Origin of the sequence: Streptomyces sp. NPDC002669, assembly GCF_042889165.1 — a bacterium.
Taxonomy (GTDB): Bacteria; Actinomycetota; Actinomycetes; order Streptomycetales; family Streptomycetaceae; genus Streptomyces.
In genome coordinates this window covers 62,528-75,072 of record NZ_JBIAQQ010000019.1, presented here as the reverse complement: position 1 = coordinate 75,072, position 12,545 = coordinate 62,528, and the positions used below count along the sequence as shown (strand labels likewise).

General features: G+C 73.6%; 6 protein-coding genes and 1 pseudogene. 2 read left to right on the top strand and 5 right to left on the bottom strand.

The window, feature by feature from the left end; all coding sequences use genetic code 11:
• Window positions 1-837 precede the first annotated feature (837 nt).
• The 4 genes and pseudogenes from ACFYW1_RS25860 to ACFYW1_RS25845 all read right to left on the bottom strand — a co-directional run bounded on the left by ACFYW1_RS25860 (window position 838) and on the right by ACFYW1_RS25845 (window position 6,901).
• Entirely contained in the window at window positions 838-1,551 is a 714-nt protein-coding gene (locus ACFYW1_RS25860; protein ID WP_388997759.1) for a hypothetical protein, read from the bottom strand.
• A 124-nt stretch (window positions 1,552-1,675) separates the two neighbouring features.
• A pseudogene (locus tag ACFYW1_RS25855) lies at window positions 1,676-2,182 on the bottom strand (hypothetical protein); the annotation flags it as partial.
• Between the two features lie 42 nt (window positions 2,183-2,224).
• Window positions 2,225-4,567, bottom strand: a complete 2,343-nt coding sequence (locus ACFYW1_RS25850; protein WP_388997756.1) for an FdhF/YdeP family oxidoreductase — start codon at window positions 4,565-4,567, stop codon at window positions 2,225-2,227.
• A 123-nt stretch (window positions 4,568-4,690) separates the two neighbouring features.
• Window positions 4,691-6,901 (bottom strand): HelD family protein, encoded by a 2,211-nt coding sequence (locus ACFYW1_RS25845; RefSeq protein WP_388998011.1) that lies wholly within the window; start codon window positions 6,899-6,901, stop codon window positions 4,691-4,693.
• Window positions 6,902-7,247: 346 nt separating this feature from the next.
• On the opposite strand from ACFYW1_RS25845, the gene ACFYW1_RS25840 reads away from it, so the two are divergent.
• Window positions 7,248-8,117, top strand: coding sequence for a peptidoglycan DD-metalloendopeptidase family protein (locus ACFYW1_RS25840; RefSeq protein ID WP_388997753.1), 870 nt, complete (start codon window positions 7,248-7,250; stop codon window positions 8,115-8,117).
• Window positions 8,118-8,149: 32 nt separating this feature from the next.
• Here ACFYW1_RS25840 and ACFYW1_RS25835 read toward each other — a convergent pair whose 3' ends face one another.
• Window positions 8,150-11,593 (bottom strand): protein kinase, encoded by a 3,444-nt coding sequence (locus tag ACFYW1_RS25835; protein WP_388997750.1) that lies wholly within the window; start codon window positions 11,591-11,593, stop codon window positions 8,150-8,152.
• Between the two features lie 266 nt (window positions 11,594-11,859).
• Here ACFYW1_RS25835 and ACFYW1_RS25830 point away from each other — a divergent pair, with 266 nt between their 5' ends.
• On the top strand, window positions 11,860-12,495 hold the full coding sequence (locus ACFYW1_RS25830) for a histidine phosphatase family protein (protein WP_388997747.1): 636 nt from the start codon (window positions 11,860-11,862) through the stop codon (window positions 12,493-12,495).
• The last annotated feature ends 50 nt before the right edge of the window (window positions 12,496-12,545 follow it).

Here is a 12,545-nt window from a genome sequence, read left to right as displayed (position 1 = left end):
GATCTGCGGTAGTTAACTGGTGGGGCCTCTGCGAGGTCAACAGGTCGCGTTGCTCCGTCCGGCCGCCGATGTCTACGCGCGTTAAGCGGGTGTGAACCGCAAAGACCCCGAGGCGCGGCAATCCGGACTTCCTCGCGCGGGCGCGTACCGGCCGTCACCTGCAAGTCATGGGCATGACACGTGTATGACGCGTGTTCGAGCGGCGTGAAAAGGGTGATGTGTCGAAGATCACAGCAACCCGGAGGGCTGGAGGTCTCACGGAGTGTGGCCGCGCGATGTCGACTGCCCGGCCCGGTGGCACCCCGCCCCGGAAGCGCCCGCGGTCGACGGCGCACGGTCCGGCCGTACCGTGCCGCGGAGGCGCCCGCCACCGGCGGCGCGCGCTCCGGTTACCTCGCCCGCCCACCGCCCGGTCCGGTACGCGGCCCGGGGCCGTCCGGCCCGTGCCCCCGCCCGGTTCGCCGAGGTCGGCCCCCGTGCCCTCCCGGGGCCTCGATGGCCGAGCGGCTCGAAATCGCCCCATAGATACGGGCCCGGGCCCGCGTGCCATGAGCTGTATTCGGCCATTCAGTGCCCGGCGGCGGCCCGGACCGTTCCCCGGCCTCCCGCGCGAAGAGTCACAGCCCCTCCGGCGGCTCCCCCGCGCGGCCGGACGGGAAGCGGTGCGTGCGACCGGACGGGGAAACGACGCGCGCGGCCTCCGTGCCCCCGGCCGCCGGGCGACGACGGCCCCGTACCGAGCGGACCGGGGAGAGGAATACGGCCACGGCCGGGTCCGGGCGGGCGGATCACGGGGCGGGCGGAAGGGCGGCGGGCCCGGCGACTTCGCGCCACGCCTCACGACCCCGCGAAGACGGGAGGTTCCGCCCGTGCGACGGCACGCCAGCGGGCGACTTCCTCGCGGTGTGAGCCGGTACGGGTCGCCCCGGCGACGGCGGCCCCCGCCTCCGCCGCGTCGGCGCAGGAGCGGCGGGCGAGCAGGACGAGGGGCCAGACGGGTTCGCGGGGCCCGGCGCCGTCGAAGGGGCACCAGTCCCACGGCCCGTCGAAGCGCCAGGCCCGGCCGGTGTCGTCGGCGACCTCGTCGCCGGGCTCCAGGAAGGCGTACGGGCGCAGGACCGGTTCGAGGACGAGCGGGATGTCGTCGTCGGGGTCGAAACTCTCCCCCTGCTCCTCCAGACGGGGGTCGTACGAGCGGCCCGCGGGCAGGACGACCACCAGCCGGGCGGGGCGCGGCAGCCGGCCGGTCTCCTGGGGCGGGTCGTAATGGGCGATGTCGATGACATGGACGAGGGTCGGCGGGATGCCGACGCGGCACGGGTCACCCGTGGCGAGCGACCGGGGCGCCGGATCGGTGCGGAACAGCCCCCCGTCCCCCGAGTCCGGCCCCGTCCCGCCGTCGACGACCACCGAACCGTCCCAGCGGAACCACGAGCAGTCCGGGTCGGCCGACCACCAGGGCCACCGCAGGGCGACCTCCCCGTCCGGCCGCGCCCCTTCCGTGACCAGGGCCTCGGTGAACGGGCACGAGATCCTGACGACGTCACCCACCCGCAGATCCCTCGCGGGGCCCGGCTCCGGTGCGTGAAGTGATGACATGGGAGGCGACCGTACCCTGCGGGCCCGGGCCGGCCGGACCGGGGGAGCGGAGAGAGCCGGGAGGGGCGGTTCGGACCGGCTTGCGCCACACGGAGACGTGCTTCGGGGAGTCCTGGGTGAACGGCGTCCCGTCCCGGTCCGCGACGCGCCGCTCCGGTTCGATCCCCGCGAGCCGGGCCATCAGGTCGAGCTCCGCCGGCCACGCGTACCGGTGCCGGGAAACCTCGCGACGGTAGCGGTCGTCGTCGCCGTCACGGGTGAGGCGGTGCGAGCGCAGGACCTGTTCGACCAGGTCGAAGGTGTCGAAGCCGAGATGGTCCTCGGAGACGTCGAACGGCACCGCGACCTGCCCGGGCGGCAGGAACCGCAGCGGCGGCACACCCAGCTCGATGCCCACCACGGGCACGCCGCGCTCCCGGAGCGGGACGCCCACCCGTCCGGTCCCGATGGCGAACTCCAGCGCCCGGCCGTCCCCGGCGAGGCAGTCGAGGGCCGGTCCGGGCACGGCGGCCGAGGACATCTCCCTCTCCTCGGCGTCGTGGCGTTCGGCGGTCGCACGGGTCCACGACTCACTGCTCGTCATGACCGGCGACTCTGCCGGGCGCGGCGGGCGCTGTCGAAGCGATTACGCCGTTTCCCGCCCCGTACCCCCGGCCCGGGCGGCGGGGGAGACGGTGACCCTGACGTGCTTCATGATCGGCTGGTCGCTCTGGGTGCTGTAGTCGCAGAGCGCGCACAGCACGTTCATCTCGGGCATGTAGCCGGCCGCGCAGCCGCGGGGGATGTCGTAGGGGACGGCGAGGTAACCCTCGAGCGAGCGTTGGCTGCCGTCCTTCGCGGTGCTCGTGATGTCGACGGGGCCGAGGTCGGCGATGCCGCGCTCGCGCATGTCGGCCCGGTTCATGAAGATGAGCGTGCGCAGGTTCTTGACGCCGCGGTAGCGGTCGTTGTCGGAGTAGACGGTGGTGTTCCACTGGTCGTGGGACCGCATGGTGCCCAGGACCAGGGTGCCGGGGGCGGGGACGACGTCGGGCAGGGCGGCGGTGGAGAACTCGGCACGCCCGGAGGGGGTGAGGAAGACCAGCTCGCGGGCGGGCTGCTTGATGCGGAAGCCGAGGGGCATCCGCACCCGGCGGTTGAAGTCCTCGAAGCCGTCGAGCGCGCGGGCCATGGTGTCCCGGATGCGGTCGTAGTCCTCGACGTACCACTCCCAGGGGGTGGCGCTGTCGGGCAGGGCGGCGCGGGCCATGCCGGCGACGACGGCCGGCTCGGACAGCAGGTGCGGCGAGGCGGGGCGCTTCATGCCGACCGACAGGTGGACCATGCTCATCGAGTCCTCGACGGACGTGCTCTGGACGCCCCTGCGCTGGTGGTCCTTCTCGGTACGGCCGAGGCACGGCAGGATGAGGGCCCGGCGGCCGTGGACGACGTGGCTGCGGTTCAGCTTGGTGCTCACCTGGACGGTGAGGTCGCAGGAGCGCAGCGCCGCCCAGGTGTACGGGGTGTCGGGCGCCGCGAGGGCGAAGTTGCCGCCCATGCCGACGAACACCTTCACGTCGCCGCTGTGCATCGCCTTGATCGTGCCGACGGTGTCCAGGCCGTGCCGGCGGGGCGGCTCGATCCCGCAGACCTCGGCGAGGCGGTCCAGGAACGCGTCGGTGGGGCGGTGGTCGATGCCGCAGGTGCGGTTGCCCTGGACGTTGCTGTGCCCGCGCACGGGGGAGGGGCCCGCCCCCTCCCGCCCCAGGTTGCCGCGGAGCAGCAGCAGGTTGACGATCTCCCGGACGGTGTCGACGCCGTGTTCGTGCTGGGTGATCCCCAGGCACCAGCTGATGACGGAGCGGTCGGCCTCGCCGTACACACGCGCCGCGTCGAGAATGTCGACGCGGCTCAGCCCGGACTGGTGCTCGATCTCCTGCCACGAAGTGGCCCGGCACAGCGCGCGGTACTCCTCGAAGCCGGCGGTGTGGCGCTCGATGAACTCCCGGTCCAGTGCCCTGGGGTCGGACTCGGCCTGTTCCAGGATCGCCTTGGACATCCCGCGCAGCAGCGCCATGTCGCCGCCGATGCGGGGCTGCAGGTTCAGGGTGCTGGTCGGGGTCGTCCTGAAGAGGGCCATGTCGGTGAAGTCGTGCGGGACGATGGTGCGGGTGGCCGCCGCCTCGACGAGCGGATTGACGTGCACGATCCGGGCGCCGCGGCGGTACGCCCCGGCGAGGGCGGTGAGCATCCTGGGTGCGTTGGAGGCGGCGTTGACCCCCAGGACGAACAGCGCGTCGGCCCGCTCCCAGTCCTTGAGGTCGACGGTGCCCTTGCCGGTGCCCAGGGATGCCTGGAGGCCGCGGCCGCTGGCCTCGTGGCACATGTTGGAGCAGTCCGGCAGGTTGTTCGTACCCAGCTCGCGGGCCATCAGCTGGTAGAGGAAGGTGGCCTCGTTGCCGAGTCGGCCGGAGGTGTAGAACGCGGCCCGGTCCGGATGGTCCAGCTCGCGCAGGGCGCGGCCCACCAGCTCGAACGCGTCCTTCCAGCCGATCGGGACGTAGTGGTCCGTCGCGGGATCGTAGACCATCGGCTCGGTCAGCCGGCCCTGGTTCTCCAGATCGTGGTCGCTCCATCCGGCCAGCTCGGTCACCGGGTGGGCGGCGAAGAACTCGCGCCCGACCCGCTTGCGGGTCATCTCCCAGGTGACGTGCTTGATCCCGTTCTCGCAGATGTCCAGGTGCAGGCCCTTGGTGTCGTCCGGCCAGGCGCATCCGGGACAGTCGAACCCGCCGTTCTCGTGGTTCATCCGCATGATGGCCCGCGGGCCGTCCACCAGCGAGCCCTCGCGCATCAGGAAACGGCTCACGCTCTCCGCCGCGCCCCAGCCCGCGGCGGGGTGGTGGTAGGGGTGGAACTCCGGATCGCCCCCGGGGGCGGGCCCCGCCGGGGGCTCCGGGGATTCCTGCTCGTCACGGGTGGTGCTCACGGCTCTCAACCCTTCCGCCGGGCGGACCGGGGACGATGGAACGGCACTGCTGGGCAGGCTATGCCCGCCGGTCCCGGCCCGCCATCCGGCTCCCGGCCCGTGCCGTTCCCTCTCCCCGTCCCGTCAGCGCAGCGCCCCGGGCAGCTCCTCCCGGTGGACGATGCCCAGACGCTGGGTGGCGCGGGTCAGGGCCACGTACAGGTCACTGGTCCCGAACCGGGCGGGCTCCACGACCAGCACGTGGTCGAATTCGAGCCCCTTGGCCTGGCGCGGGCCGAGCAGCACCACCGGCCGGGTCAGATCCGGCTCGGCGCCGGCCGTGACCCCCTCCAGCGGGGCCGCGATCTCCTCGTGGAGCTCCCGCGGCGCGATCACCGCGAGGCGCCCCTCCTCCGGCGTCAGCTCCGCGACCGCCCGGGCCACGGCACCCGCCAGATCCTCCCCGGCGTGCCGGATCCACGGCGCCTCACCGGTGGACCGCACCGAGCCGGGCGGCCGGAAGCCGGGGTTCTCGGCCCGTACGACCCCGGCGGCCAGCTCCATGATCTCGGCGGGCGTGCGGTAGTTGACCCCGAGCCGGACGTGCTCGAAGCGGTCACCGACGTACGGCTCCAGGATCTGCTCCCACGAACCGACGCCGGCCTCCTCGGAGGTCTGCGCCGGGTCGCCGACCAGGGTCATCGAACGGGTCGGCGAACGGCGCATCAGCAGCCGCCACATCATCGGCGACAGCTCCTGCGCCTCGTCGACGATGATGTGCCCGAACGCCCAGGTCCGGTCCGCGGCGGCGCGCTCGGCCGCACTGCGGTGATCGGCCTCCTCGTGCCGCTCCGCCATCCGCTCGGCGTCGACGATGTCGTGGGCGGCGAGGACCTCGGACTCCTCGTCCTCGAACTCGTAGGTCTCCGAGCCCCGCGAAAGCTCCAGCACGCCCTGCGCGTACGCGATCCGCTCCTGGCGCTCGGCCTCGGCGGCGGCCCGTTCGGCGCTGTCGTCGACCCCGAGGAGCTCCGCCGCCTCGTCGAGCAGCGGAACGTCGGCAGGGGTCCACGCCCCCTCGCCGGGCGGGCGCCGGATGGCCCCGGCGTCCTCGTCCGGCAGGTGCGCGGGGTCGGCCAGGTAGTCGGTGAGGAACCCCTCCGGGGTGAGGGCCGGCCACAGTTCCTCGACGGCGGAGTGCACCTCCCGACTGGCCGCGACCCCCTTGCCGAGCTGGGCGATGTCGTCGGGGCCGAGGAAGTTGGGGCCGCCGTACGGGTCGGCGCCGATCCGCTCGGCGAGCTGCGCGGTGAGGGCGTCGATGATCCGGAACGCGAAGTACGGGCGGGCCAGGTTGTGCGGCAGCCGGGTGTCACGGGCCGCCTCCCGGGCCTCGCGGGCGATCTCCCGGTCGAGCACGAGCTCCCCGTCGTCGTGCGGGACGACCAGCGGTGCGCCGGGTTCGGGCAGCCGCTGCCGGTCACGGACGGCGAGGGCGAGCGCCCCGGCCATCCGGGCCCCGCCCTTGACCGCGGCGGCGCGGGGCGTGTCGGTGCCGTGGGCGCGCACCCCGGGGAAGAGTTCGGCCTGGGTGGCGAGCAGGACACCGGTCTCGCCGAGCGCGGGCAGCACCTCGCCGATGTAGTGCAGGAAGGCGGGATTGGGGCCCACGATCAGGACGGCGCGCCTGGCGAGCAGCTCGCGGTGCTCGTACAGCAGGAAGGCCGCCCGGTGCAGTGCCACCGCCGTCTTGCCGGTGCCGGGGCCGCCCTCGACGACGAGGACCCCGCGGTGCGGGGCGCGGATGATGCGGTCCTGCTCCGCCTGGATGGTCCGCACGATGTCGCCCATGCGGCCGGTACGGGCGGAGTTCACGGCGGCGAGCAGCACGGCGTCGCCGCTCGGGTCCTCGAAGCCGGTGCGCTCCCGGTCCCGGAGGTCGAGGATCTCGTCGTGCAGCTCGGTGACGGTGCGGTTCCTGGAACTGATGTGTCTGCGCCGGCGCAGCCCCATGGGGGTGTGACCGGTGGCGAGATAGAAGGGGCGGGCGACCGGTGCGCGCCAGTCGATCAGCAGCGGAGTGCGTTCGGCGTCGTCCTCACGGATTCCGACCCGGCCGATATGGCGCGCGGTGCCGTCGCGGAAATCGATGCGACCGAAACACAGCGAGCCGTCCACCGCGTTCAGGGCGGCCAGCAGACCGGAACGTTCGGCGACCAGCACATCCCGTTCGAGCCGGGCCTGCAAGCCGTTCCCGACCGGTGTCAGCGCGTCCTCGACGCCCTGGGCGGTGTCGCCGCGCAGGACGTCGACACGGTCGTGGAGCCGGTCGACGAATTCCTGTTCCTTCTGCAATTCGGCGCTTTCCCGATTTGACAAAATGGCTCCCTGCCGGATATGGTGTTTCTTAATGGCCCCCGCTGTGGGGCCTTTTCTATGGACACAGAGAAACACTCAATATACTCGGCAAAATCCCCGGCCCGCAATTGTGGTCCGGGGATTTTTCGTGCCCGCGCCGCCGCGTCCGCGCAGTCCGGGCGGTGGGCCGGCCGGGATGGCGGTCGCCGGGGGGCGGGTCGGTGCGCCCGGGTGGGGTCGCGGCAGCGTCATGTCATGTCCGTATCAGAATCTACGCGCGTGGGCTACCGTGGCTCCACTCCGTCGGAACTGGTCAAGTGGCCATAAAATCAAGGGAGTTGATGTGTGCGGAAGTCGTGGATCCGATGACGGTCAAAAGAGCCAATCGCAGGCCGGAGCGAGCCGGCGCACGCTGCTGCGCGGCTCGGTCGCCGCATTCGGTCTGGCCGCCGGCGGCGTGCTGTTCTCGGGAAGCCCCGCCCGGGCACTGGACATCTACAACCCGTTCAGCGGCTACCCGATGACGGACGGCTGGTGGGAGCACATCAACCGGGGTTCCCTGGGCGGAATCGACTACGCGATGGGAGTCGGCACCGCACTGCCGGCTGCGGGCGCCGGTGTCGTCACCAACATTCCGTACAACGGCACCGGCGGGCACACGGTGACCATCACCCACGGCGACGGGTACCGGACGCAGTACATGCACCTGTCGGAGTTCCGGCTGTCCGACGGCACCCCGGTCGGCCGGGGGGACATCGTCGGGTACTCCGGCGGCGCCGCCGGGGCCCCGGGCTCGGGAAGCTCCACCGGCCCGCACGTGCACTGGCACCTGATCACCCCGGGCGGCACCCGGGTCAACCCGCTGGACCATCTGGGCGGTGGCGGTGGCGGGCTGCCGAAGACGACGACGGAGCAGGACGGCATCCCCGGCCCCGTCATGTGGAAACGCACCCAGAACTGGCTGCGGATCGAGTCCGGTTACACCGGTCCGATCGACGGCGCCCCGGGCCCCAACACCTACGCCGCGCTCCAGCGGAACATGCGCGGCTGGGGCTACACCGGACCCGTCGACGGAGCCCCCGGCCCCAACACCTGGGCCGCCGTCCAGCGACTGGCCGCCGCACACGGCTACACCGGCCCCGTCGATGGCGTGATGGGCCCCAACTCCTGGCGCGGCTTCAGCCGCTTCATCAACCAGGACCGCTGGGACTGACACCCGCCGGACGGGGAACCGGCGGCGGGCGCTCAGCCCCTCGCGCGTCCGCCGCCCCCGTCCCCTGTCGCGGGCTCCCAGTCGAGCTCCCACAGCCGCACCGTGCCGTCACCGCCGCCCGACACCACGAACCGGGCGTCCGGAGTGATCGCGAGGGAGCTGACCATCCCGGCGTGGCCGCCGAGGGCGTGCAGACAGCGGCCGCTGCCGGTGTCCCAGACGCGGACGCGGCCGTCGCTGTCCCCGGTGACGGCATGGCGGCCGTCCGCGGTGAGCCGGCCCACCACCGTCACCCCCGGTTCCTCGTCGAAGACGGTCAACTGCTCGCCCGTGACCGTGTCCCACAGCAGACGGCCGCCGTGCAGGCCGTAGCAGAGCAGCCTGCGGCCGTCGGCGCTGATGCCGACCTGGTCGGACACCTTCCGGCGGCCGTCGAGCAGGACGTGCCGGCACCTGCCGCTGAACAGGTCCCAGACCCGTACGCCCCGGTCGAGATCGGCGGAGGCGGCCCACCGCCCGTACCCGGACATGGCCACCGCGGAGACCGGGGCGCGGTGGCCGGTCAGTTCGCGCAGACAGCGCCCGGTGTCCAGGTCCCACAGCCGTACGGTCTTCCGTTCGGCGGTCAGGGCGCGTCGGCCGTCGGCGCTGAACGAGACTCCCTTGAACATGTAGTTGATCCGTGCGCCGGCCGCGTGCCGGGGCCCGGCGCCGCCCCGCCAGACCACCAGCGCGTCACCGCCCGCCAGCACCCGGCCGTCGTCCCGGCCGATCCCCACCGCGAAGAGGGTTCGGGGGTGCGGCCGGTGCCGGCTCCGGCCGGTGGTGAGGTCCCAGGAGTACACCCCCTTGGAGCCATGGGCGGACACCGCCGTGCGGCCGTCGGCGCCGATCGCGACGTCGTCGACGCGGGTGTCCGTGACCGGTGGGAAACTCCGTACCGGCCAGGCCGTCCGCAGCCCCGCGAACCCGGTCGCCGTGCCCAGCCGCCACCATGCGTCCAGCAGCTGCGGCCGCCGCTCGTGTCCGGGCAACTCCCGGGCCCGTACGAGCAGTTCGTGGGCCCTTCGGTGCCTGCCGTCGGTGAGGGCCCGCTCCGCCTCGGCCGCCAGGGCCCCCGCGTCGTGGTCCAGCCGTTGCCGCTCCGCGACGCGGCGGGGGCGGCTCGGGTGCATCGGGGCGGTGTAGGTACCGGGGAGCCGCCAGGTCCACCCCAGGAGGGTTCCCGAGGCGTCGATCGAGGCGCCGCGGTCGGCCCGGGTGCCCATGAGCACGGCGTACACCGGTTTCGTGTGACCGGAGAACGTGCGCAGACAGCGCCCCGTGCGCAGGTCCCACAGCCGGACGTTGCGGTCGGCGCCGCCGACGAGGGCGAGCCGGGCGTCGGGGCTCAGCCACATCGTGTGGATCAGACCGGTGCCGGTGAGGACCCGGCCGACGCAGCGGCCGTCCGTCAGGTCCCACAGGCTCAGGCGGTTGCGGGACGCCGTCAGCGCGTGGCGGCCGTCGGCGTTCACGAACGCGGTGGTGAGGCGGTCGCCGTCGCCCGCCAGGTTCAGCCGGTGCCGACCGGTCTCCAGGTCCCACAGGGCGGCCCCGCCCCCGGTGGTCCCGCCCAGCGCCCAGCGGCCGAAGTCGCTCACCGCGAGCCACGTGTGGTCGCGGTACCCCTCCAACGGCCGTCGGCGCACCGGCCGCAGGCCCGGGGTCGCGGCGGCGGGCCACAACTGGGCCTCGCGGTCGGCGACCACGGCGAAGTGACGGCCGTCCACGGCCATCCGCACCAGCCCCGCCCGCCGCGGCAGCACCGCACCCGGCGCCCCCGCGGACCACCCCGGCAGGGCGTGCTCGTGCAGGAGACCGCCGCTTTCCGGATCCCAGAACCGCAGCAGGCCGTCGGTGTGGGACGACACGACGGCGCGGCCGTCCGCGGTGACGTCGACCGCGTCGGGCTCGGTGCCCGTGAGGGTGAGTGCCAGGCGGCTTCGGCCGAGGTCCCACACCTGGACGTCGAAACGGCCGACCTTGCGCATCGCCCACAGGCTGTCGGCGGTCAGCCGCACCGAGGGCTGGAGGTAGCGGCTCTCCTCCCCGTGGCTCCACGGCAGTTCCATGGAGCCGGCGCAGTTCCCCTCCCCGGCCCGGCCGGACCGCAGGGCCTCGGCCGGGCCGCGCACCTCGGGGTCATGGGGCTGCTCGCGTTCCAGTTCCTCCAGCAGCTGACGGGCCGTTCGCGTGTCGCCGCGCTCCAGGTGCACATGCGCCCGCAGCACCCGGGACTGCCGGTCGGCGTCGGCGTCCGTGCCGTCGGTGTGGAGCCGGGCGAGGAGGTGGCTGTCGGTGACGGGCTCGCGTCCGTCCTCCGGGCCGTGCCCGGTGGGCCCTTCGACCAGGGAACCCCGTCGCCACCGCAGGAGCCCGGAGTTGTAGAGGGCTTCCAGGTGCCGGGGGTCGGCGGCCAGCGCGGCGGTGAACGCCTCCTCGGCCTCGTCCGTGCGATCGAGGTCGAGGAGGGACAGGGCGCGGTTGTTGAGCTCGTCGGCACGCAGCTCGGCGGCCTCGGGCACCGCCCGCGGATATTGACCTCCCGTCACACGACGGTAGGCGGAGGTCAGTTCGTCCGCCACCCGGGTCATGGTGGCGGGGCGGCCGGCGGGCTCGGGGGCGAGGCAGCGGGCGAGGAGGGCGGCCACGTCCGGGGGCACGGCGGGCAGGGCGGGGTCGTCCGGGCCGTCGGCGAGATGACTCTCCAGCGCGGCCCCGGCCACCGGCCCGGCCATCCAGCCGACTCCGCCGGTGAACATCTCCAGCACCGAGACGCCGAAGCTGTAGATGTCGCTGCGTCGGCCCAGCGGCCCGCCCGCGCTCTGCTCCGGGGACGCGTAGGCGGGGGTCAGCCCGCCGGTGGGCACGAGAACGGTCCCCCCGGCCGGGCTTCGGCCCGGCGCCCCGGACCCGGTGCCGCCGCCGGTGCGGGCCAGCCCGAAGTCCGTCACCTTCACCGTGCCGTCCGTGTCCAGCAGCACGTTCGCCGGTTTGACGTCCTGGTGCACCAGTCCGTGCGCGTGGGCGTGTTCCAGACCGCGGGCGAACTGCACCGCGACGTCCAGGATCCGGGTCAGTGCGGCCGCCGCGCCGCCCGTGTAGAGGCTCCGGTCGGCGATCCGCTCCTTGAGGCTGCCGCCCGCGACGTACTCGGCGAAGACGCACGGCACCCCGTCGATCACGCGCACGTAGTGGCAGCCGCACACGTTGGGATGCAGCCCGAGCGACACCCAGGTCTCCGCCTCCGCCACGAACCGGTCCCGGTCGGCGGCGGTCGCGAACAGCCCGGGACGCGGGCACTTCATCGCCAGCTCGGTGCCCCAGCGGAGGTGGCGCACCCGGTACACCAGCCCCATCGCCCCGTCGCCGTGCACCCGCAGCACCTCGTACCGGCCATCGATCACGTCCCCGGCGGACCGTGCCCCCGTCACACCGACCTCCCTGCGGAATCCCCCGTCGCGGCGCCGTCGGCGGGCCCGCGGCGCCCGGAAGGGCCGTGGCGCCGCACCACCATGCCACGCGGGCAATCGCACCGCACACGTATGCGACCGGGGGACGGGAACGGGCGGTGGAACATTCGGTGTCCTCCCGGTGACCCGCCAGGACGTGTGCCCGGACGGCGACGGAACCGCGCGGCGCGGACCGGCGTCGGTCCGGATGTCCGCAAGATCGTGAACGGCACCGGAGGAACCCGTACATGCCCAGAACAGCCGACCGCTACCTCTACCTCGCCCGGCACGGCGAGGCCACACCGGACGAGAGCCGTCTGACGGACAACGGCCGCCGCCAGGCCCTGCTGCTCGGCGAGCGGCTCCGGCACGTCCCGCTCGCGGCCGTCCACCACGGCCCGCTCCCGCGGGCGGCACAGACCGCCCGGCTGATCTGCGACCGGCTCGACGGCGTGCTCCCGCAGCCGTCCGAACCGGCCGGGGACTACCTCCCCCACCTGCCGGAACGAGAAGAACTCCCCGCGGAATGGGCCGACTCCGTGCTCGCCCGCCTGTCCGGCTTCCCGGCCGAGGAACGCGAGTGCGGGCCCGGACTGGCCCGGGAGGCCCTCGCCCGGTTCACCGGACCCGTCGAGGGCGACGAACCCCGCCACGAACTGGTCGTCACCCACAACTTCCTCATCGGCTGGCTCGTCCGGGACGCCCTCGACGCCCCCGAGTGGCGCTGGATGGGCCTCCACCAGGCCAACGCCGCGCTCACCGTCATCCGGTACGCGGCCGACCGTCCCGCATCCGTGCTCCTCTTCAACGACACGGGACACCTCCCCGGGGAACTGCGCTGGACCGGCTTCCCTCCCGAACTCCACGTCCCGCTCTCCGACTGAGGGGCCGTCACCGGAGCCGGTCCGCCGTGCCGCGCACGGCACCCGGACGG

Excerpts from the sequence above, each read along its gene's own strand:
- ACFYW1_RS25830 (WP_388997747.1), top strand. The coding sequence starts at position 11,860 with ATGCCCAGAACAGCCGACCGCTACCTCTACCTCGCCCGGCACGGCGAG.